The following is a 21597-nucleotide window of genomic DNA, read 5'->3' on the forward strand; positions in this document are numbered from 1 at the left end:
GCGCCCGCCGCCAGAAAGCCGCAGACGGGCCGGCCGAATCTGCCTAATGTCGCGCTGGCCGCCGTGTAGGCGGCGGGGTCGGCGAGGGAGGGTGCGGTCCGATGGTCAGCGTGTTCACCAGCAGCGTGTTGAATGCTCCGCCGGAGGATGTCTGGGCACTGGTCCGCGACTTCAATGCGCTGCCGAAATGGCACCCTGCGATCGCCAGGAGCCGGATCGAGGACGGCAAGGCATCCGACCAGGTCGGCTGCGTCCGCAACTTCACGCTGAAGGACGGCGGCGTGATCCGCGAGCAGCTGCTGACGCTTTCCGATGCGGAATTCACCTGCACCTACGCGATCCTGGAGTCGCCGATGGGCGTGGAGAACTACGTCGCCACCCTGCGGCTGGTGCCGATCACCGACGGCGACCGCAGCTATGTCGAGTGGACCGCAGAATTCGATGCGCCGCCCGGCCAGGACGAGGCGCTGGAGGAGCTGATCGGCGACGGCGTGTTCCAGGGCGGCTTCGATGCACTGAAGGTGCGGTTCGGCGGCTGAACGCCCCGGGGGCGCTCGCCGCGCTCAGTGCACGAGCGCGTCGGCGCTCGCGGTTTCTGCCAGGATCAGATCGCGCAGGAAATCCGGCTCGACGGCCAGGGCGGCCATCAGCTTTTCGGTGGTCGGCTGGGTCAGCGCCAGTTCGCCGACCAGCCTGCTCATCGTCCGGGCCATGCCGGCCTTGCCGACCGCCGCCAGCGCCTCCTCCAGCGTCGGCCGCGGCCGTTCCCGCGCCGGAGCCGGCGCGGCGGGTGCCAGCGACGGCGCGCCGGCGGGCCAGATCTCGCGCTCGATCTCCTGCCGGATCGCGGCGCAGGGCTGCCAGCGGTCGCCGGTGCAGATCACTTCCGGCGGCAGGACGTCGGCTGCGAACGGACTTTCCAGGCCGATGCGGCGGTCGTCGAACGGCGGTACGCGGTTGTCGACCCGGCCGTCGGTGTCGAATCGCCACACCGAGCCCTCGAGGGCCAGCAGCAGCGTCGGCCGGCCCCGGTCGGCCAGCATGAAGGCGTAGACGATCCTGACCGGATGGTTGGCGTATGCCGGACGGGAGGCGGTGCCGGCCTTCAGGGCCTGCCAGCTGCGCCGCGGCAGGCGCGCAACTCGCGCACTGTCCGGCCGCACCAGGTAGACTCGCCAGTCCAGGGTTCGCGAGGGTGTGCTGCTTGTCACCGCGGGATTCGATCTTACCTTGAGCCCGTGGACTATAGACACTCAGTCGACGGTGGCAATTCGCATTGCGTGCGCGTAATGTAATTTAATGTGTGCCTGTGCAAACATGGCGCACCGCTCAGTCGTGACGGAGAATCGCGATGCTCACGGAGGCCATAACGATTCCGAAGGATCTGCCCTTGGATCGTTTGGAGGGCCTGCTCGAGCGAAGATTCGAGGACCTCGGGTGTAACCGCTTCGCCTTCGTGGCGGTCCGCCCGCCGGCGGGAAGGCGCCAGGACTATCTGTCCAATTTTCCCCGCGAGTTCAGCGCACATTATCTCAAGGAAGACCTGAAGAACTGCGACCCGACATTCCGGCTCGCCTTCGAATCGCTCAATCCGCTGCTTTGGCGCGATATCGTCGACCATGTCGAGGAGCGCGAGCAGCGGGTCTTCCGCGATTCGAGCGAGTTCGGCATCAAGCGCGGCATGACCATCCCGATCCATGGTCCGTATCGTGTGATGTCGACGCTCAGCGTCTCCAGCGACCTGCCGGACCGCGAGTTCGACCGTCTGCTGCCGACCATCGTCCCGCAGCTCGAACACCTCGGCAAGGCGATCCACCTGCATCTGCTCGAACGTCAGGACTTCGGACCGGCCGCACCGCCGCCAAGGCTGACGGAGCGCGAGCGCGACGTGCTGGCGTGGACGTCCGCCGGCAAATCCTGTTGGGAAATCAGTCAGATATTATCGCTTTCAGAGAAAACGGTAGAGCAACAGCTGGCGAGCGCGCGATCGCGACTGGGCGTCTACAAGACGGTCCATGCCGTGATCAAGGCCTATATGCTGGGGCTGATCGAGCCCGATCGCTTCGAGCCCAGCGAGGATTCCAGTCAGCTCTGGACCCGGCTCAAACCGCTAGACTAACGAGGAATTCACCTATCTTGCAATAGGGAACTCCCCGGATAGCGCCAGCCCGGCGCCGGCGCTTCCATCCTGGTCAAAACCAGGAAGGAGGCGATCAGGTGATCAGGGTGCTGACGCCGTACGACTATCAGGCCTACGGCGACCTGATGCAGCAGATGTTCGAGCTGCGTTATCGTGTGTTCTACGAGCGTATGGGATGGGATGTCACGGTCGACAACGGCCGCGAGATCGATCGCTATGACTCGCTGAGCCCGTATTATTTCCTGGCGCTCGACGATTCCGAGCGCGTCATCGGGACCTGGCGGCTGTTGCCGACCACCGGTCCCTACATGCTGCCCGACATCTTCTCGGTGCTGATGGACGGCGAGCCGGTGCCGCGCTCGGCGCGCATCTGGGAATGCAGCCGCTTTGCCATCGAGGACGACGGCAACGGCGAGCATTCGGCGCAGCAGATCCATCGCATCACCGGCGAGTTGTTCTGCGGGCTGATCGAATACTGCCTCGAGATGGGCATCGACGAGGTGGTCACGGTCTACGATCTGCGGATCGCCCGGCTGCTGCCCCGGATCGGTTGCCAGCCGGTCTGGAAAACCGCGATCAAGCGCATCGGCGTCACCGCCGCGCTGGCAGGTCGCTTCCTGATCAACCACCAGGTCCTCGACGCCTGCCGGCGGCGAAACGAGATCGTCGGCTCGGTGCTCGTCCGCGACGACGTGCCGGCCATTGCAGCGGAGTAAAGCATTATGGACGCAAGGAATTTCGACAATCCGTTGAACGGGCTTATTGCGGACGACAAGGCGCCGTCGAAGGAGGCCGCGGCGGTTCAGCATTGCCTGGTCTATCTCTCGGGCGAGCTGCGCAAGCTCGGCCTGAGCCAGGCCGCGAAGCTGCTGGACGACGCCGTGCGCTCGGTCAGCGATGCACAGCGCTTCTGCGAGTTCGAGCGCGAGTACCACCTCGACGCGATGTCCGCCCGCCACCGCCCCCGGGATGCAGGCCAGAAGCGCGGGGCGGCCGACCGCGGCGACGAGCTGCACGGCACCGCCTACATGATTCCGGGAGAATAGCGTCATGGCCGATACCACCGTCGGCGACGTCGGCAACGGCCTGGCCGGTCTTGCCGAGGCGGCCGCGCCGGCCAGTCCGCCGTTCGAGCGCGGCCACTGGCTGCTCGGCGTGCTGCCGCAGATGCGGGCCGACCCGCTGGCATTCTTCGCGCGGCTGGCCAACCGACACGGGCCGGCCGTCGGGCTGAGCCTGGCCGGGCACAAGGCGCTGATGCTCAACGATCCCGCCGCGCTGCGCCACGTGTTCCAGGACAACTGGCAGAATTACCGCAAGTCCAAATTCTACGGCCCGCTGAAGCCCATGCTCGGCGGCGGCATCTTCATGGTCGAGGGCGAGCGCTGGCTGCGCCAGCGGCGCGTCGCCAACCCGGCCTTTCAGGGCTGCAAGATGCCGGCCCTGCTGGGCGCGATGGTGGCGGCCACCGGCGAGATGCTGGACCGCTGGTCGGGCCGGGCCGGTGCCGACCCGCAGACGGAATCGGCCGGGAGCGCGGCCGCCGGTGGTTGGGCCGGTGGTCCGTTCCCGGCCCGTGCCTGGGCCGGCGACTTGGCGCCGGAGATGACGCGGGTGACGCTCGACATCATCCTGCGTTCGCTGCTCGGCTATCGCATGGACGGCGAGTATGCGGCGCTGTACGAGGCGCTGGCGACGCTGCTGGCCGACGCCGAGAAGCGGGCGTGGTCGTTCGTCTCGCTGCCGCCGTGGGTTCCGACCCCGCACAACCGGGCCTGCGCCAGGGCGCACGCGGTCATCGCCGAGCTGGTGGAAAAGGTGATCGCCGAGCGGCGCCAGTCCGGCGTCCCGCAGGACGACCTGCTCGACGCCTTCATCGCGGCCTATTCCGACCCGAAGGCCGGCGGGTTCCAGCCGTCGATCCTGGTCGACGAGGTGCGGTCGTTCATCCTGGCCGGCCACGAGACCACGGCGAACGCCATGTGCTGGGTGTGGCTGGAGCTGAGCCGCAACCCGGCGGTGCGCGAGCAGGTGCTGGCGGAGATCGACCGCGAGCTCGGCGGCTCCGCGCCGACGCTGGAAAGCGTGCAGCGGCTGAAATACTGCCGCGCGGTGCTCGACGAGACGCTGCGGGTGCATCCGACGGTGTGGACCCTGTCGCGGCAGGCCAACGCGGCGGAGCGGATCCCGCTCAGCGACGGCCGCAGCCTGGCGGTGGCCAAGGACCAGACGGTCATCCTGTGCCCCTATGCGGTGCATCACCGCACCGCACTGTGGGGCGATCCGGAACGGTTCCGGCCGGAGCGCTTCCTGGAGCCGCGCCACGACCAGTTCGCCTATTTCCCCTTTGCCAAGGGGCCGCGCCACTGCCTCGGCTCGCGTTTCGCCATCTTCGAGGCGCTGATCATCATGGCGATGACGCTGCAGCGGTTCGACGTGACCGTCGACGACCCGTCGTCGGTTCAGGCCGCGCCGATGATTACCCTGCGTCCGGACGGGCCTGTTCGCGCACATGTCACCCCCCGACAGGTGCGCCAGGCGGCTTAAGCCACCGGATGCAGGCTCAGCCGGCCGGCCCCTCGCAAGGGGGCCGGCCGGTCGCTTGCATGGCCGCGGGCCGGCGTCAGACCGGCTCGCCGGCGACCTGCAGCATCATGGTTTCCCAGTGCTCGCCGGCGCCGACCAGGCACGTCGGTCCGTCGGGTGTGGTCAGCAGAATGGTCCAGGTGCCGTCGGGCGAGCTGAACACCTCGTAGACGGCGCCGGTGTTCGACAGTCCGATCGCGGTGCGTTCCTCGTGCCAGCTGTCCGACAAAGTCGAGACGATGCCGTCGCGTTCGCCGCACAGCATCTGCTGCGCGGATGCCGGAGCGGCCGACACGACGGCTGCGCCGGCGAAGGCGAAGGCGGCCGCGGCCGCGCGGAACGGATTGAATGGGCTGGCGTTCGACGTGGTGCGCATGGCAGTTCTCCCGTACGCGCCCCGACGGGCGTCGCCTGCTGAGCCGCTGTGTCGTGCGGCCGGCGCGGCCCTGTGCGGGGTATCGGGACTGAGATTGGGCGCCGCGCGCGGGCGTGGTGTGATCCGGCTCACCGCGTGCGCACACATCGGAATACGATCGCGTGAACGGCCGCGCGGCCCCGGCGGCCGCGCATGGGCGCGGGCCGGCGCGGCGACCGTCATTGCCCGCCGCGGGGCGAGACGGTAAGCCATCCCTGCCGCGCCTGCTGCGCGACGTCGTGGAACAGGGGGCCTCGCTTCCCATGACCGGTCGGCGTTCCGATGCCTGAGGTCGCATTTCTGGTCATTGCCGTGGCGCTGCTGCTGTTGCTGGTGGCGGTGCTGCAGCCGCTGGCCGAACAGCTGGCCGTGCCGCACACGGTGCTGCTGGCGGTGTTCGGGCTGGCCCTGGGCTCGGTCATCGTGCTCGGCGTCGCCTGGTCGCCGGACGGGTTCGGCGGCACGCTGCTGCACGCGTTGAGCGGCATCGCGTTGCCGTCCGACGCACTGACCTATCTGTTCCTGCCGACACTGCTGTTCGAGGTGGCGCTGGCGCTGAACGTGCGCCGGCTGCTCGACGATTTCTGGGCGATCTTCGTACTCGCCGTGGTCGCCGTCGTTGTGACCACGCTGGCCATCGGCTTCGGCCTGGGCATGGCCTTCGACCTGGCCTTGTCGGTGTGCCTGCTGATCGGCGCGATCGTCGCCACGACCGACCCGTCGGCGGTGGTCGGCCTGTTCCGCGATGTCGGTGCGCCGCGCCGGCTCGGCATCCTGATCGAGGGCGAAAGCCTGCTCAACGACGCCGCCGCCATCGCGCTCTATGCCATATTCTTCAACCTGACGCTCTACCTCGGCGCGGCGGACTGGGGCGACGTCACCTTCATGTTCAGCGTCGACCTGGCCGGCGGCCTGGTCGTCGGCGTGGCCTGTGCCTGGGTGGCGTGCCTGATCCTGCCGCATCTCCATGGCATGCGCTATGCCGAGGTCACGGTCACGCTGGCGCTGGCCTATCTGGCCTATGCCGTCGCCGAGGCCGTGATCGGCGTTTCGGGGGTGGTCTCTGTGGTCGCGGCCGGGCTGTTCGTCGGCTCCTGGGGGCGCACGCGCATGACGCCGGAAAGCTGGCCGGTCATGCTCGACGTCTGGAGCCAGGTCGCCTACTGGGCCAGCGGCCTGGTGTTCCTGCTGGCGGCGATGGCGATGCCGCGGCTGGTCAGCACGATCGGCTGGGCCGAGGTCGCCATGCTGGCGGTGATGGTGGCGACGGCCTTCGCCGCGCGCTGGGCGGTGCTGGCGGTGTCGTTCCCGCTGATCGCACGCTTCCGCATGGGCCAGCGGCTGTCGCGCGGCTTCATGATCGCGATCTGGTGGGGCGGCGTGCGCGGCGCGCTGACGCTGGCGCTGGCCCTGGCGGTGACCGAGCACCCGGAGATCGACGCGGAGACGCGGCGGCTGGTCGCGACGCTTGCCACCGGCTTCGTGCTGTTCACCCTGTTCGTCAACGCCACCACGCTGCCGGCGATGATCCGCTGGCTGGGGCTGACCAGGCTCAGCCGGGCGGACCGGCTGGTGCGGGCCCGTGCGATCGATCTTGCCCTCGACAAGGTGCAGGACGACCTGCGCGAGATCGCGCGGCGCTACGGCGTCGAGCCGGCGATCACCAGCGCGGTGTGCGCCGTTTTCGACGGCCGCCGCACCCAGCTGGAGGGGGAGGCGGAGACCGTCGCCGGCCTGCCGCTCGACGACCGCGTCTATATCGGGCTGACCGCGCTCGCCGCGCAGGAGCGGCAGGTCTACGAGGACCTGTTCGCCCAGCGCATCGTGTCGCGGCACACCAACCGCGCCCTGCTTGCCTTCGCCGGCCGGCTGGCCGACGCGGTCAAGGCCGCCCGGCTCGACGGCTACGAGGCGGCGGTGGACCGCTCGCTGCGCTTCTCGCCGGCGATGCGGATCGCGATCTGGATCAACCGGCGCCTGCATGTCGAGCGGATGCTGTCGCGCGTGCTGGCCGATCGATACGAGACGCTGCTGGCGATGCGGGTGGCGGTGCGCGAGCTGGCCGCCTTCGCCCGCGGGCGGCTGACCGGCATGACCGGCGCCGAGGCGCAGGCTGTACTCGACCGCACCCTGCAGGCGCGGATGCTGCGCATCGCCACCGGCCTGCAGGCGCTGGAGCTGCAGTATCCCGACTATGCGATGGCGCTGAAGACGGTGCAGATGAACCGGATCGCCATGCGCATGGAAGATGCCGCCTATCGCGCGCTGCTCGACGACGCCATGATCGGCCACGAGGTCCACACCACCCTGATGCGCGACTGGCGTTCGCGCTGGGCGCGGGCCGAACGTCGCCCGCGGCTCGACGTGTCGGCGCCGGTCGAGGAGCTGATCACACGGGTGCCGCTGTTCGCCGATCTCGACCCGGCGCAGCGGCGGGGGCTGGCGGCCCTGCTGCGCAAGCGGCTGATCATGCCCGGCGAGCGTATCGTCACCGCCGGCGAGCGCGGCGACGCCATGTTCTTTCTGCTGTCCGGCGCCGTCGAGGTCAGCGGCGGGGATGCCGCGACCACACGCCTCGGCTCCGGCGAGTTCTTCGGCGAGATCGCACTGGTGTTCAATCGCCCGCGCACCGCCGACGTCACCGCGCTCGGCTATTGCGAGGTGCTGGTGCTGCGCAGCCGCGACTTCTCCGCTTTCCTCGGCACCCAGCCGGAGTTGCGCGAGCATGTGTTCGAGGTGGCCCGCCGCCGCCTGGAGCAGAATCTGGGCATGGAAGAACAGGCCGCTGGCGCTTGAGCGCATTGCCTCCCGGCGGCGCCCGTGCCAATTGACGTTCCGGTCGGGTGAATCGATGGGGAGGATGACCGATGGATGCCATGACGGCGCTGAACACGCGGGTGACCCCGGCGCGGCTGGTGGACCCGGCGCCCGCGGGTGCCGAGCTCGACGAGATCCTGGCGACCGCGCTGCGCGCGCCGGACCACGGCAAGCTGAAGCCCTGGCGCCTGTTCGTCATTGCCGGCGATGCGCGGGCCAGGCTCGGTGCGCTGATGGCCGACAACCTGCGGGCGCGCGAGCCGGATGCGCCGGCGCCGTTGCTGGAGCGGGAAGCCGAGAAGCCGCTGCGCGCGCCGTTGATCGTGGTGGTGGCCGCCAAGGTGCAGGCCGACCATCCGAAGATCCCGGTGGTCGAGCAGGTGCTGTCGGCCGGCTGCGCCGCGCAGAACATCCAGCTTGCGGCCCATGCCAAGGGCTATGGCTGCATGTGGAAGACCGGGCCGATCGCGCGCGATGCGGCGTTCAAGTCCGCCTTCGGGCTGGCCGAGACCGACGAGCTGGTCGGCCTGCTCTACATCGGCACCACCGACGCCGCGCCGGCGCCGCGCCAGGTCGACACCGCCCCGTTCGTCTCCGCCTGGACCGGCGCCTGAGCGGCGCCGTCGCTCACGGCTGCTGCTGGGTCTCGACGAAGACGTAGCCGTATTGCGACCGGAAGTCGGGCGTCAGCGCCCGGCGCTGCAGTTCCTCTTCCAGCGCGGCGAGATAGCCTTCGGCCAGTTCCACGCGCGGGCGCGGCGGCGACAGGTCGAACAGCGGTGCGCTGGTCGACAGCGTGACCACCATGCCGGTACCGTAGGGCGGGCCGGCCGGCACCGCGATCGAGCCCGGCTCGGCCGCGCTGATCGGAATGGTGGTGGCCGCCGCCGGGTAGTAGTTGGCCGGCGTCGGGTTCAGCTCGCTCGGCAGCAGGTGGACCACCTCGCCGTTCGGCTTGAAGAAGTCGATGTAGACGTGGGCGGGGTAGTCCGGCGTCTCGACATAGACCTCGAGATACTGCGCTTCCGCGAAGGCCGCCCGGCCGCCCTGGATCATCCCGAACAGCGGGTCGGGCCGCAGTTCGGGCGGCAGGTGGTCCATCGGTTCGGCGTCGGGGGCGATCTCGGCGCCGGCGCCGGCATAGACACCGAGCCCGCTGCAGAGGCCGTCGCCGACGACCACGACATTGTCGTCGGCGACGCCGGCGATGCCGTTGATCTCCGAAAGCCGCTGGCGCACTTCGGCCTGCTCGTCGCTGGACGTCATGAAGCCGCGCACGGCGACGCTGCCGTCGACGGTCACGTCGGCGTCGAGATGGCCGCAACTGATCTCGGCCAGGATGGCGGCAATCGCGCTTTCGGGCCCTTCCGGCCGGCCGGTCTGCACGGCGGCGAGCGCATCCTCGATCCGCGGGTCGTAGCGCGGCGGCGCGATCGGCTGCACCCATTCGACCGGGCCCGGCGGCGGGACGAACTGCTCCGGCGGCGGCGGCTCGTCCAGCGCCGGCGGCTCCGGCGTAGCCGGCTCAGGCGGCAGTGCGATCGCCAGCGGCGCCTCCGGCTGCGTCTCGGTCGCGGCCTCGTCGGGCGTCGGCGCCGCCGGAACCGGCGAGGCCTCGGGCACGGCGGGCGCCGGGGCCAGGCTGCGCACGAAGGGTTGCGGCGGCTCCAGCGACGCCAGCTGGGTGCCGGGCAGCGCAACCGGCTCCAGTGCGGCCGGCTCGGGTGCCGCCGGAGCCGGCGGGGCGACCAGGGCGGGAACCGGCGGGGCCGGCGTCGTTTGCTGCGCCGGCACGGCGGCGACGGGCTCGACGAATGCCGGCAGGGCCGGCGCCGGCACGGCGTCCGCCTGGGCGTCGACAGCGGCCGTCGGCGCGGCCGGTGCGTCGATCGGCGGCAGCGGCTGCAGCGGCGTCGGCGCGGCCTGGGCCGGCGGTGGGGACTCGGCGACGACTGGCACGTCGTCGACCGCCGCCGGCGGCGTTTCGAACGGCTCGATGCCGCGCGGTCGCTCGATCTGCTCCGGCAGGCCGTCGGACCGTTCCGGCAGGTCCAGTGCGGCCAGCTGCTGTGGCGGGGCGGCCGCAGGCGTTTCGATCGGCGGCACCGGCTGCGGGTCGTCGGGCAGCGGCTGCGGCGCCTCGGTCAGCTCCGGCGGCGGTTCCTCCAGCTCATCGGGCACCGCTTCCGGCGCCGCGTCGGGCGGCGGCGCGTCGTCCGTCGGCGCGCGTTCGGCGAGCTCTTGCGGCGGGGCATAGCTGCGCCCGGCCATCGGGCCGCTGTCCAGGCCGCGGGTGTCGAGCACGATCTCGATGCCGGCGACGTCGCCGCCGCCCTGCAGCACCGCGCCGGCCGCCACCAGGGCCCCGCCGGCCAGCAGCACGCTGTGGAACGCGACCGAAGCGGTGAGCGCGAGCCGGAGCCGCCGTGCCTCGCGCGTGCGCGCGGGCGGCAGCCGCAGCAGCGGGCCGCCGAACAGCGCATGCCAGATCGCCGCCGGCAGGGATTGCTCGTGCTGTGGGGACCGGGTCGTCACGCTTCTTCCATGGCCAAGGACGGCGGGCGCGAGGCCGCGCCAACCGGTGCATACACGATGCACGCTGGCTTCGAAATACGGCAGGAGTGCGGAGGTTCCGCGCCGCGAGCGGCCCGCGGGCTTGCTTTGTCGCACCGCTTGGCCCACCTTCCCGGCGCCGGTGACGGGCCCGATGGCGCGCCGATTGCAGCGTGCGAACGGGGCCGAACCGCTGACTGCGACCCCGGGGGAAAGCCATGTCCAAGGCTGCAGCGCGCCAGCAAGCGCCGACGACCGTTGCCGACCGAGGGTCGGACGAGGAGCTGCCGGCCCGGCTGCTGGCGATCGCGGAGGCGGGCGCGCCCGGCGGTGAGCTGCCGTCCGCCGCGGGCGCCTTCGGGCGAGCCGCGCCGGCCGAAAGCCTGGTGCTGCGGCGCCAGCTGGAGGACCTGCTCGACGGCTTCCGCATGGCGGCCGAGGCGGACCCCTACGGCAACCCGATCCAGCGGCTTGCGCTGGAGATCACCCGCATGCTGGAGCGCGGCCAGATCGGGCTCGCCCTCGTCGACGGGCTGGTCCAGCTGCTGTGTGCCGAGGCCTTCGCCGTCCGCGCCGAGCGCCTTGCCGGCTATCTCGGCAACCGCGACCCGGAGCGCAACGATGCCGCGTTGCGCGACCTGATCCGCCGCGCCGCCCTGGAAAAGGGGACCGGCGACCAGCCGATCAAGGCGCCGTTCACCAGCTTCAAGCGGCGCATGGAGGCGGCGCCGTTCGGCGTGGTCTTCACGGCCCACCCGACCTTCTCGCTGGCCGAGCCGCTGCTGGTCTGCCTTGCCGAGCTCGGTGCCGGCGTCGGGGCCGACGGCCGCCGGCTCGACGACGGGGCGGTCGACAACCGCCTGCGCCAGCTGCTGGCCGCCGACCACCGGCCGGAACCCTCGATCGACCTTGCGCTGGAACACCGGTTGTCGCTGGTCGCGATCGCCAATGCCCGGTCCGCGCTGCAGCGGGTCTATCGCATCGTGTTCGAGGTTGCCGCCGAGCTCTATCCCGACAACTGGCGCCAGTTGCGGCCGCGCCTGGTGACCCTGGCCAGCTGGGTCGGCTACGACCTGGACGGACGCTCGGACATCCAGTGGTTCCACACCTTCAAGAAGCGGCTGCTGGTGCAGATCCGCCAGCTCGAACACTACTCCGCCTCCGCCCGCCAACTGATCGAGGCCCATGCCCGGGCGCCGCGCGACGAGGATCTGCGCCGGACGCTGGAGCTGTTCGACACCCGCATCGCCCTGACCCTGCGCCACGCCCGCGACGAGCAGGCGGCGTTCGACGCCATCGCCGGGCGCGACGACGCCGATCTGGTGCGCGGCATCGCGCAGCGGATGTACGCCGAGCGCGGCGAGCGGCTGATCGAGGTCGGCGCGCTGATCGACCTGGTCGACCGGGCGGTCGGCCTGACCCGCGCCGCGGACGGCGTCGCCGCGCTGTGCGTGCTGCGGGCGGAGATCGCCAATTTCGGGCTGAGCATGGCCGAGACCCACGTCCGGCTGAACGCCAGCCAGCTGCACAACGCCATCCGCAAGGCGGTCGGGATGGAAAGCCCGCCGGACGACCCGACCAGCCGCAACACCTATCTGGCCGCCGTCAACGCGATGATCGACACCGTCGAGCCGGTGACCATCAACTTCGGCTCGGTGATGGCGGAGCGCGCCTCGGCCAAGCGGCTGTTCATGATCGTCACCCAGATGCTGAAATACATCGACCGCACCAACCCGGTGCGCTTCCTGATCGCGGAGTGCGAGACGCCGTTCACCGTGCTGGCGGCGCTGTACTACGCCAAGCTGTTCGGCATCGAGCAATCGATCGACATCTCGCCGCTGTTCGAGACCGAGGCGGCGCTGGAGCGCGGTCACGAGATCGTCGAGGAACTGCTCGCCCAGCCGCACTATGTCGACTATGTGCGGCAGCGTGGCCGGCTGTGCATCCAGACCGGCTTTTCCGATGCCGGCCGCTATCTGGGCCAGACCGCGGCATCGGTGGCGATCGAGCGCCTGCAGGGGCGGGTCGGCGCCACCATGGCCGCACATGGCCTGTCGGATGTCGAGCTGCTGATCTTCAACACCCACGGCGAGTCGATCGGCCGCGGCGGCCATCCCGCCAGCTTCGAGGACCGGTTGGACTATGTCTGCAGCCCGCATGTGCGCGAGGCGCTGGCTGAGGCCGGCATCGCGCTGAAGCAGGAGGTCAGCTTCCAGGGCGGCGACGGCTATCTCTACTACGTGACCCCGGCGATCGCCTTCACCTCGCTGTGCCGGGTGATCGAGCATGTGCTCGGTCCGCTGCCGGCGAGCGAGGGGCTGGGCGACCCGTTCTATGCGGCGCAGGCCCACATGCAGGAGTTCTTCACCGCGGTGGAGCGCTTCAACGCCGAGATCATGGACGATCCGGATTATGCAGCGTTGCTGGGGGTTTACGGGCCGAACCTGCTGTACAGCACCGGCAGTCGCGCGGTGCGGCGGCAGCACGACTTCGGCGACGATGCCGCGAGCCTGCATCCGTCGCAGATCCGCGCGATCCCGCACAATGCGATCCTGCAGCAGATGGGCTTCCTGGCCAACACGCTGGGCGGGCTCGGCCGGGCGATCCGGCGCGATCCGGGCCAGTTCCGCGCGCTCTATGCGGATTCGGCGCGGTTCCGTCGGTTGATCGGCATGATCGAATATGCCCGCGCCTTTTCCAGCCTGGATGCGCTTAAGGCCTATATCGACACGGTCGACCCCGGGCTGTGGCTGCTGCTGGCGGCGCACGAGACCGACCGCGATCGCCGCATCGCCGCCCGCGCGGTCGCGACGCACCTGGAGCGCAGCCGTACCCACGAGCGGTTGGTCCGCATCTACCGCAAGCTCAGCCGCGACTGCGCCGACCTGGACGACGCCCTGGCCGACCTGCGCGCGGACGTGGTGCCGGCGGGCCATGCGCTGGGAGAGGCGGAGCGGCGCGGCAACCTGGAGCTGCTGCACGCGCTGCGCGTCGCGCTGGTCCAGCAGCTCTGCCGGCTGGCCGTGCACATTCCCGACTTCAGCGCCCAGCATGGCACCACGCCCGAGGCGCTGGTCGCCCAGATCCTGCATCTCGACGTGGAGCACGCGGTCGATCAGCTGGAGCGCATCTTCCCGCGCACCGATCCGACCGCCACCGACCAGGGCTTCGGCGAGCCGGCGAGCTATCGCAGCGAGGAGACGCAGTCCTATCTGCGCGAGCACATCGAGATCTTCCAGCCGATCGACGCGCTCTATCGCCTGATCCGGCGGATCAGCAGCGGCGTTATCTACGACATCGGCGCGCTCGGCTGAACCGGAGAACCGACCCGCGGCTTGACGACCGGCGCGGCGATGCGGCGTTCTATTGCCCGGGGTCGCGCGGAGCCGGGTGGGGACGGGCATGAACGCCAGGCAGGTTGAAGACCAGAAGCGGAAGAAGCGGCGCGGCGGGGTGTTCTGGCGCCTGCGGCGCTGGTTCATCGCCGGCCTGCTGGCGACGGCGCCGATCGGGCTGACCGTCTGGCTGGTGCTGGCCATCGTCGACTGGATCGACCGGGCGGTGAAGCCGTTGCTGCCGCCGGGTTGGTGGCCGAGCCAGTATCTGCCGTTCGAGCTGCCCGGCGTCGGCCTGGTGGTGGCGCTGGTCGGCATCACCGTCATCGGCGCGCTGACCACCGGCTATCTCGGCCGGCTGCTGCGCAACAGCTACGAGGGGCTGCTCGGCCGTCTGCCGGTGGTGCGCGGCATCTATGCCTTCCTCAAGCAGGTTCTGGAGATGGTGTTCCAGAACCAGTCGGGCTCGTTCCGCGAGGTCGTGCTGTTCGAATATCCCCGCCACGGCACCTGGACGCTCGGCTTCATCACCGGCGTCACCCAGGGCGAGGTGCAGAGCCTGACCGAGGACGAACTGGTCAATGTGTTCGTGCCGACGACGCCGAACCCCACCTCCGGCTTCTTCCTGTTCGTGCCGCGCAAGGAACTGGTGGTGCTCAGCATGTCGGTGGAGGAGGGCATCAAGATGGTGGTCTCCGGCGGCATGGTGACGCCGGAGGACAAGCGCCCGGAGGAGGAGCGCGCCCAGCCGACGGTGGCCTCCTACCGCGACGGCGAGGCGCCGCGAATTGCCGCGCCCGGCGAGGACGCGGACGGGCAGGCCGAGAAACCGGCGGCCTGAGCGCGCCTGTCGCCCGGCGGTCAGCCGGAACGCAGCAGCGGAACCGCGGCGTCGCGCTCGAACAGGTACAGCAGCACCCGCAGCGCCTGGCCGCGCGGCGAGGCCAGCTCGGGATCGCGTTCCATCGCCAGCCGCGCGTCGTCGCGAGCCACCGGCAGCAGATCGGCGTGCGCCATCAGGTCGGCCACGCGCATCTGCGGCATGCCGGCCTGTTTCACGCCCAGCAGTTCGCCGCTGCCGCGCAGCCGGAGATCCTCCTCGGCGATGCGGAAGCCGTCGTCGGTCTCGCGCATCATCGCCAGCCGCGCCCGCGCGGTTTCGCCCAGCGGCGCCTGGTAGAGCAGCAGGCAGGTTCCGGGCCGGTTGCCGCGGCCGACCCGGCCGCGCAACTGGTGCAGCTGCGCCAGCCCGAAGCGTTCGGCAAGCTCGATCACCATGACGGTGGCGTCCGCCACGTCGACGCCGACCTCGATCACCGTGGTTGCGACCAGCACGTCGAGGGCGTCCGGGTCGTCGCGCGGCAGTGCCAGGCGCTGCACCGCCCGGTCCTTCTCCGGGCCCGACAGCCGGCCGTGCACAAGGCCGATCCGGTGCCGCAGCACGCGCGCCACCATCGCGTGCCGGTCGGCAGCGGCGGTCAGCGGCGACTGCTCCGACTCCTCGACCAGCGGGCACACCCAATAGACCTTGGCGCCCTCGTTCACCGCCCGGTCGATGCCGGCGACCACCTCGTCGAGCCGGTCCATCGGCACGGCACGGGTGTCGACCGGCGCGCGTCCCGGCGGCTTCTCGTCCAGGATCGACTGGTCCATGTCGCCGTAGAAGGCCAGCGCCAGCGTGCGCGGGATCGGGGTTGCGGTCATCACCAGTGTGTCGGCGCGCTCGCCCTTGCCGGCCAGCAGCAGCCGCTGGTGCACGCCGAAGCGGTGCTGCTCGTCGATGATGACCAGGGCAAGGTCGTGGAACGCCACCTCCTCCTGGAACAGCGCATGGGTGCCGATGGCGATGGCGGCGCGCCCGTCGGCGAGCCGGCCCAGCGCCTCGCGGCGCTCGCGGCTCTTGTCGCGCCCGGTCAGCACCGCCGCGGTCACCCCGCAGGCCGCCGCCAGCGGCGCGATGGTCTGGAAGTGCTGGCGGGCGAGGATCTCGGTCGGCGCCATCAGCGCGGCCTGGCGCCCCGCCTCTGCCGCATTCAGCATCGCCATCAGCGCGACCGCTGTCTTGCCGCTGCCGACGTCGCCCTGCAGCAGCCGCAGCATCCGCTCGTCCGAGGCCATGTCGGCGACGATCTCGCCGATCGCGCGCCGCTGCGCGCCGGTGAGCGCGTAGGGCAGGGCGGCTGCGGCCTTCGCGCGCAGGCTGCCGTCGCCGGCGGTCGGCCGCCCGCGCTGCGTCCGCTGGCGGGTCCGCACCACCATCAGCGCCAGCTGGTTGGCAAGCAGCTCGTCATAGGCCAGCCGCAGCCGCGCCGGCGCGCGCGGATCGATCTCTTGCGGCGAACCCGGCGCGTGCACCGCCTCCAGCGCGGCCCGCCAGTCCGGCCAGCGGGTCCGCTGCCGGTGATGCGGCTCCAGCCACTCCGGCAGCGCGGGCGCGACCTTGACCGCCGCCTGCACCAGCTTGTGCAGGGTCTTCGGCGACAGGCCTTCGGTCATCGGATAGACCGGCTCGACCAGCGCCAGCCGGTCGAGCTCGGCCGGGTCGATGACATGGTCGGGATGCGCCATCTGCAGCTGGTCGTTGAACGAATCGACCCGGCCGCTGACGATGCGCTCGGCGCCGACCGGCAGCAGGCGCTGCAGGTAGTCGGGCCGCGCGCGGAAGAAGACCAGCGCGATCTCGCCGCTGTCGTCGCCGCAATAGATCCGATAGGGCTGGCGCGACGTCGCCGGCGGGTGATGCTCCAGCACGCGCACCTGCAGGGTGACGACCGTGCCGATCCGCGCCAGCGAGACCTGCGGCCGGTCGCGACGGTCGATCACCTGGGTCGGCAGGTGCCACAGCAGGTCGATCACGCGTGCGATGCCCAGGCGCTCCAGTTTCGCCGCCACGGCCGGGCCGACGCCGGACAGGCGGTCGATCGGCTTGAACAGGTCGAACAGGATCGGCGGTCGCATGGCGGTCCGGTGATGCGGCATTGGCGGGGCGTCCTGCTGGCTATATACCCTGCGGGCCTGAGGAGCACGAAGATGGCGGACGCCGCCGACCTGGATATCCGCCGCAAGCGGCTGATCTATCGCAGCGAGCACACCGGCACGCAGGAGACCGACCTGCTGCTCGGCCAGTTCGCGCGCGCCCATGTGCCGGGTTTCGACGCGGTCGAGGTCGCCGAGCTGGAGCGCCTGCTCGACGCCAGCGACCCGGACCTGTGGCTGTGGCTCACCGGCCGGGCCGACCCGCCGCCGGCGCTCGACGGCCCGGTGTTGCGTCGCCTGCGCGCCCATCGCTACCGGCCTGCCGACCGGTGATCGACCTCGCCGACATCCTCGACGCGCCGGGCCGGCTGACGGTCGGATCGGTGCCGGCCGGCGTCGACGCCCTGCTGCTGGCGCACTACCTGTCCGGGGCACCCGGCCGCCGCGTGCTGCACGTCGCGCGCGACGACGCGCGGCTGGCGCTGACCGCGGCCAGCGTCGCCTTTTTCGCGCCCGACGTGCGGGTGCTCGAGTTTCCGGCCTGGGACTGCCTGCCCTATGACCGTGCCTCGCCCAACGGCCACGTGGTCGCGCGCCGGATCGAGACGCTGACCACGCTGGCGGCGGAGGCCGAGGCCGGCACCGCCAACCGCCGGCCGACGCTGGTCGCGACGACGGTCAACGCGCTGCTGCAGCGCGTGCCGCCGCGCGCGACCTTCGTCGATGCCGGCCTCTCCGCCCGGGTCGGCGAGACGATCGACCGCGAGCGGCTGCTGCAGTTCTTCGAGCGCAACGGCTATGTCCGCGCCACCACGGTGCGCGAGCCGGGCGAATATGCCGCGCGCGGCGGGATCATCGACGTGTTTCCCGCCGGCAGCGACGTGCCGCTGCGCCTCGACCTGTTCGGCGACGAACTGGAGGAGATCCGCGCCTTCGACCCGGTCGACCAGCGCACCACCGCGAGCCGGAAGAAGCTGGTGCTGGCGCCTGTCAGCGAGATCACGCTGACGCCGGAGCGCATCCGCCAGTTCCGCGAGGGCTACCGGGCACTGTTCGGCGCCACTGCCGGTGCCGACCCGCTGTACGAGGCCGTCAGCGCCGGCCACCGCTATGCCGGCATGGAGCACTGGCTGCCGCTGTTCTACGGCGCGCTGGACGGCATCCTCGACTATCTGCCGGGCGTGCCGGTGGCCCTGGACGAACAGGCGGTCGAGGCGCGCGATGCGCGGCTGGACACGATCCAGGATTATTTCCAGGCCCGCGCCGCCGCCGGCGCCGCGGCCGACAGCGGCGGCGTCTACCGGCCGGTCCCACCGGAGCGGCTCTATCTCTCGGCGGCGGACTGGGATGCCAGCCTGGCGGTGCGCCCGGTAGCGCAGCTGACCCATTTCGAGATCGCAGGCGAGAAGCACACCCGCGACGCCGGCGCGCGCGGCAGCCCGTCCTTTGCCGAGGCGCGGGCGCGGCACGACTCCGGCCTGTTCGACTCGGTGGTCGCCGCGATCGGGGTCGAGCACGGCGACGGCCGCCGGGTGGTGGTGACCGGGCTGTCGACCGGCGCGCGCGACCGCCTGTCCGGCCTGCTGGCCGAGCACGGGCTCGACGCGCAGACGCGGGTCGACAGCTGGCAGCAGGCGCTGGCGTTGCCGCCGCGGGTGGTCGGCGCGGTGGTGGCGCCGCTGGAGACCGGCTTCCGCGCCGACCGGCTGACGGTGATCACCGAACAGGACATCCTGGGCGAGCGCATGGCGCGGCCGGCCCGGCGCCAGCGCAAGGCCGAGAACGTCATCACCGAGGCGACGGCGCTGGCGGTCGGCGACCTCGTGGTTCATCGCGACCACGGCATCGGCCGCTACGACGGGCTGGTTGCGGTCGAGGCGGCGGGCGCGCCGCACGACTGCCTGCGCGTGCTCTATGCCGGCGACGACAAGCTGTTCGTGCCGGTCGAGAACATCGAGGTGCTGTCGCGCTACGGCACCGCCGACGGCATGACCCAGCTCGACCGGCTCGGCGGGGCCGGCTGGCAGTCGCGCAAGGCCAAGGTCAAGCAGCGCATCCGCGAGATCGCCGCGCACCTGATCCGGGTCGCGGCCGAGCGCGAGGTCCGCGTCGCCGACAAGCTGGCGACGCCGGCCGGCATCTACGACGAGTTCGCCGCCCGGTTCCCCTATCCCGAGACCGACGACCAGCTGCGCGCCATCGAGCAGACGCTGGACGACATGGCGTCCGGCAAGCCGATGGACCGGCTGATCTGCGGCGATGTCGGCTTCGGCAAGACCGAGGTGGCGCTGCGGGCCGCCTTCGTTGCGGCGATGGCCGGCGGTCAGGTGGCGGTGGTGGTGCCGACCACGCTGTTGTGCCGGCAGCATTACGAGGTGATCCGCCAGCGCTTCGCCGACCTGCCGCTGAGGGTGGCGCAGCTGTCGCGCCTGGTGGCGTCGCGCGACGCCGCGGCGGTGCGCGCCGGCGTGGCCGACGGCACCGTCGACATTGTCGTCGGCACGCATGCTCTGCTGGCAAAAACGATCAAATTCAAACGTTTGAGCCTACTTGTTGTCGATGAGGAACAACATTTCGGCGTGGCGCAGAAGGAACGGCTGAAGCAGCTGAAGACCGACGTGCACGTGCTGACGCTGACCGCGACACCGATCCCGCGCACGCTGCAGATGGCGCTGTCGGGCGTGCGCACGATGAGCATGATCGCGACGCCGCCGGTCGACCGGCTGGCGGTGCGCACCTTCGTGCAGCCCTATGACGGCGTGGTGATCCGCGAGGCGATCCTGCGCGAGCGCTATCGCGGCGGCCAGATCTTCTATGTCTGCCCGCGGGTCAGGGATCTCGAGACCGTCCGCGAGCGGCTGGAGAAGCTGGTGCCGGAGGTGCGCATGCGGGTGGCGCACGGCCAGATGGCACCCAGCGATCTGGAAGCGGTGATGACCGATTTCTACGAGCGGCGCTTCGACCTGCTGCTGTCCACCCAGATCGTCGAAAGCGGCCTCGACCTGCCCAATGCCAACACCATCGTCATCCACCGCGCCGACATGTTCGGGCTGGCCCAGCTCTACCAGCTGCGCGGACGGGTCGGCCGCGGCAAGATCCGTGCCTATGCCTATCTGACGACGACGCCCGGCAAGGTGCTGACCGAGGCGGCCGAACGGCGCCTGCACGTGATGCAGACGCTGGATTCGCTCGGCGCCGGCTTCACGCTGGCCAGTCACGACCTCGACATCCGCGGCGCCGGCAACCTGCTGGGCGAGGAGCAGTCCGGCCAGATCCGCGAGGTCGGTGTCGAGCTCTATCAGCAGATGCTGGAGGAGGCGGTGGCGGAGGCGCGGGGCCGGGTCGACGACGTCGGCGAGTCGGAGTGGACCCCGCAGATCACCATCGGCATTCCGGTGCTGATCCCCGAGGACTATGTGCCGGACCTGGGGCTGCGCCTGTCGCTGTACCGGCGCGCCGCCGACCTGCACGACAAGTCGGAGATCGAGGCCTTCGCCGCCGAGCTGATCGACCGGTTCGGCCCGCTCACCGAAGGTGTCGAAAACCTTCTCCAGATCGTTGAAATCAAAAATCTTTGCCGGGCAGCGGGCATCGAGAAGCTCGATGCGGGGCCGAAGGGCGCGGTGGTGGCGTTCCGCGAGAACCGCTTCGCCAACCCGCAGGGCCTGGTCAGCTTCATTGCCGGCCAGGCCGGTCGCGTGGCGCTGCGCCCCGACCATCGGCTGGTCTATCGCCGCGACTGGACCAACGTGAGCGAGCGGGTGAAGGGCACACGCTTCCTGCTGCGCCGGCTGCGCGAGCTGGTCGAGGCACGGGCGGCATGAGCCGCTGGCTGTGTGGTTTGGCGGCGTTGCCGACGCTGGCGGGCGTCGCGCTGGCGCAGCAGCCGACATGGTCGCCGGCTGCATTCACCGAGCCGCCGCGGGTCGGCCGCTGCGCCGTGTTCCCGGCCGACAATCCCTGGAACTGGGACATCGCCGCGGCGCCGGTGGCCCCGGATTCGGCGGCGATCGTCGCGCGGCTGACCGCCGGCGAGGACCGCATGCTGCGCGCCGACTTCGGCGAGGATCCGGACTATGGCATCCCCTATGCCGTGGTCGGCGCCGGCCAGCCGCCGGTGCCGGTGCGGTTCACCGACTATGCCGACGAGAGCGACCCCGGCCCCTATCCGATTCCGGACGAGGCGGTCGTCGAGGGCGGCAACGACGACCATGTGCTGGTCGTCGACGCCGATGGCTGCCGGCTCTACGAACTCTACCGGGCCGCCCGCACCGGCGCCGGCTGGTCGGCGGAGTCCGGCGCGGTGTTCGACCTTTCGTCGAACGCGCTGCGTCCGTTGGGCTGGACCTCGGCTGACGCCGCCGGCCTGCCGATCTTCCCCGGCCTGGTCCGCTACGACGAAGTGGCGTCGGGCACGATAAGGCATGCGTTGCGGGTGACGCTTCCGCAGACCCGGCGCGGGTTCGTCCCGCCGGCCACGCATTGGGCCTCGCAGTCCGACGATCCCGACCTGCCGCCGATGGGCCTGCGGCTGCGGCTGCGCGCCGATTTCGACCTCGCCGGCTTCGAAGGCCAGGCGCGGGTTATCCTGGAGGCGCTGAAGCGTTACGGGCTGATCGTGGCCGACAACGGCACCGGCTGGTTCGTCAGCGGCGCGCCGTCGCCGGGCTGGGTCGACGACGATCTGGCGCAGCTTCGCCGGGTGCCCGGGACCGCATTCGAGGTCGTGGTGACGGGCCCGGTCTACGGACCGGGCGATTTCTGAGCCGGGCTTG

General features: G+C 70.8%; 16 protein-coding genes. 12 read left to right on the forward strand and 4 right to left on the reverse strand.

Going from position 1 to position 21597, the window contains the following annotated elements:
* Positions 1–101: 101 nt before the first annotated feature.
* A complete protein-coding gene (locus tag R3F55_17045) occupies positions 102–539 on the forward strand; it encodes an SRPBCC family protein (GenBank protein MEZ5669111.1) in 438 nt (145 codons plus the stop codon).
* A 24-nt stretch (positions 540–563) separates the two neighbouring features.
* Here the strand turns inward: R3F55_17045 and R3F55_17050 are convergent, their stop codons facing one another.
* Positions 564–1211 carry a hypothetical protein gene (locus R3F55_17050; GenBank protein ID MEZ5669112.1) on the reverse strand — a complete coding sequence of 216 codons (648 nt, stop codon included), beginning with the start codon at positions 1209–1211 and terminating at the stop codon, positions 564–566.
* Between the two features lie 140 nt (positions 1212–1351).
* Between R3F55_17050 and R3F55_17055 the strand changes: the two genes are divergently transcribed.
* The 4 genes from R3F55_17055 (at position 1352) to R3F55_17070 (ending at position 4687) form a co-directional block, all read left to right on the forward strand.
* A complete protein-coding gene (locus tag R3F55_17055) occupies positions 1352–2119 on the forward strand; it encodes a LuxR family transcriptional regulator (protein MEZ5669113.1) in 768 nt (255 codons plus the stop codon).
* A 98-nt stretch (positions 2120–2217) separates the two neighbouring features.
* Positions 2218–2856: an acyl-homoserine-lactone synthase gene (locus R3F55_17060; protein MEZ5669114.1), complete on the forward strand. Its 639-nt coding sequence runs from the start codon at positions 2218–2220 to the stop codon at positions 2854–2856.
* 6 nt (positions 2857–2862) lie between these two features.
* Positions 2863–3186, forward strand: coding sequence for a hypothetical protein (locus R3F55_17065; GenBank protein ID MEZ5669115.1), 324 nt, complete (start codon positions 2863–2865; stop codon positions 3184–3186).
* 4 nt (positions 3187–3190) lie between these two features.
* Entirely contained in the window at positions 3191–4687 is a 1497-nt protein-coding gene (locus R3F55_17070) for a cytochrome P450 (protein ID MEZ5669116.1), read from the forward strand.
* A gap of 76 nt (positions 4688–4763) precedes the next feature.
* On the opposite strand, the gene R3F55_17075 is transcribed toward R3F55_17070, so the two are convergent.
* Positions 4764–5102 (reverse strand): hypothetical protein, encoded by a 339-nt coding sequence (locus R3F55_17075; GenBank protein MEZ5669117.1) that lies wholly within the window; start codon positions 5100–5102, stop codon positions 4764–4766.
* A 321-nt stretch (positions 5103–5423) separates the two neighbouring features.
* On the opposite strand from R3F55_17075, the gene R3F55_17080 reads away from it, so the two are divergent.
* Positions 5424–7937 carry a cation:proton antiporter gene (locus R3F55_17080; GenBank protein ID MEZ5669118.1) on the forward strand — a complete coding sequence of 838 codons (2514 nt, stop codon included), beginning with the start codon at positions 5424–5426 and terminating at the stop codon, positions 7935–7937.
* Positions 7938–8008: 71 nt separating this feature from the next.
* Entirely contained in the window at positions 8009–8572 is a 564-nt protein-coding gene (locus R3F55_17085; GenBank protein MEZ5669119.1) for a nitroreductase, read from the forward strand.
* Between the two features lie 13 nt (positions 8573–8585).
* Here the strand turns inward: R3F55_17085 and R3F55_17090 are convergent, their stop codons facing one another.
* Positions 8586–10493 carry a hypothetical protein gene (locus R3F55_17090; GenBank protein ID MEZ5669120.1) on the reverse strand — a complete coding sequence of 636 codons (1908 nt, stop codon included), beginning with the start codon at positions 10491–10493 and terminating at the stop codon, positions 8586–8588.
* A gap of 236 nt (positions 10494–10729) precedes the next feature.
* Here R3F55_17090 and R3F55_17095 point away from each other — a divergent pair, with 236 nt between their 5' ends.
* Both R3F55_17095 and R3F55_17100 read left to right on the forward strand, forming a co-directional pair.
* The gene (locus R3F55_17095; GenBank protein MEZ5669121.1) at positions 10730–13825 is read left to right on the forward strand and encodes a phosphoenolpyruvate carboxylase; all 3096 of its coding nucleotides are present in this window, start codon (positions 10730–10732) and stop codon (positions 13823–13825) included.
* 88 nt (positions 13826–13913) lie between these two features.
* Positions 13914–14687 carry a DUF502 domain-containing protein gene (locus R3F55_17100; protein ID MEZ5669122.1) on the forward strand — a complete coding sequence of 258 codons (774 nt, stop codon included), beginning with the start codon at positions 13914–13916 and terminating at the stop codon, positions 14685–14687.
* A gap of 20 nt (positions 14688–14707) precedes the next feature.
* On the opposite strand, the gene recG is transcribed toward R3F55_17100, so the two are convergent.
* Positions 14708–16804 carry an ATP-dependent DNA helicase RecG gene (recG, locus tag R3F55_17105; protein ID MEZ5669123.1) on the reverse strand — a complete coding sequence of 699 codons (2097 nt, stop codon included), beginning with the start codon at positions 16802–16804 and terminating at the stop codon, positions 14708–14710.
* A 72-nt stretch (positions 16805–16876) separates the two neighbouring features.
* Between recG and R3F55_17110 the strand changes: the two genes are divergently transcribed.
* The 3 genes from R3F55_17110 to R3F55_17120 are packed head-to-tail and all read left to right on the forward strand — an operon-like array spanning position 16877 to position 21587.
* Positions 16877–17155, forward strand: a complete 279-nt coding sequence (locus R3F55_17110; protein MEZ5669124.1) for a succinate dehydrogenase assembly factor 2 — start codon at positions 16877–16879, stop codon at positions 17153–17155.
* Positions 17152–20646, forward strand: coding sequence for a transcription-repair coupling factor (mfd, locus tag R3F55_17115; protein ID MEZ5669125.1), 3495 nt, complete (start codon positions 17152–17154; stop codon positions 20644–20646). The genes R3F55_17110 and mfd overlap by 4 nt, the downstream gene beginning before the upstream one ends.
* A complete protein-coding gene (locus R3F55_17120) occupies positions 20643–21587 on the forward strand; it encodes a hypothetical protein (protein MEZ5669126.1) in 945 nt (314 codons plus the stop codon). The genes mfd and R3F55_17120 overlap by 4 nt, the downstream gene beginning before the upstream one ends.
* Positions 21588–21597 lie beyond the last annotated feature (10 nt).

This window comes from Alphaproteobacteria bacterium, from assembly GCA_041396705.1.
Taxonomy (GTDB): Bacteria; Pseudomonadota; Alphaproteobacteria; order CALKHQ01; family CALKHQ01; genus CALKHQ01.

Bases quoted from the DNA above. Each gene is read 5' to 3' on its own strand.
- R3F55_17075 (MEZ5669117.1), bottom strand. From the start codon at position 5,102: ATGCGCACCACGTCGAACGCCAGCCCATTCAATCCGTTCCGCGCGGCC.
- R3F55_17070 (MEZ5669116.1), top strand. From the start codon at position 3,191: ATGGCCGATACCACCGTCGGCGACGTCGGCAACGGCCTGGCCGGTCTT.
- R3F55_17100 (MEZ5669122.1), top strand. From the start codon at position 13,914: ATGAACGCCAGGCAGGTTGAAGACCAGAAGCGGAAGAAGCGGCGCGGC.
- R3F55_17055 (MEZ5669113.1), top strand. From the start codon at position 1,352: ATGCTCACGGAGGCCATAACGATTCCGAAGGATCTGCCCTTGGATCGT.
- R3F55_17095 (MEZ5669121.1), top strand. From the start codon at position 10,730: ATGTCCAAGGCTGCAGCGCGCCAGCAAGCGCCGACGACCGTTGCCGAC.
- R3F55_17110 (MEZ5669124.1), top strand. From the start codon at position 16,877: ATGGCGGACGCCGCCGACCTGGATATCCGCCGCAAGCGGCTGATCTAT.
- R3F55_17120 (MEZ5669126.1), top strand. From the start codon at position 20,643: ATGAGCCGCTGGCTGTGTGGTTTGGCGGCGTTGCCGACGCTGGCGGGC.
- R3F55_17080 (MEZ5669118.1), top strand. From the start codon at position 5,424: ATGCCTGAGGTCGCATTTCTGGTCATTGCCGTGGCGCTGCTGCTGTTG.
- R3F55_17065 (MEZ5669115.1), top strand. From the start codon at position 2,863: ATGGACGCAAGGAATTTCGACAATCCGTTGAACGGGCTTATTGCGGAC.
- R3F55_17085 (MEZ5669119.1), top strand. From the start codon at position 8,009: ATGGATGCCATGACGGCGCTGAACACGCGGGTGACCCCGGCGCGGCTG.
- R3F55_17045 (MEZ5669111.1), top strand. From the start codon at position 102: ATGGTCAGCGTGTTCACCAGCAGCGTGTTGAATGCTCCGCCGGAGGAT.
- recG (MEZ5669123.1), bottom strand. From the start codon at position 16,804: ATGCGACCGCCGATCCTGTTCGACCTGTTCAAGCCGATCGACCGCCTG.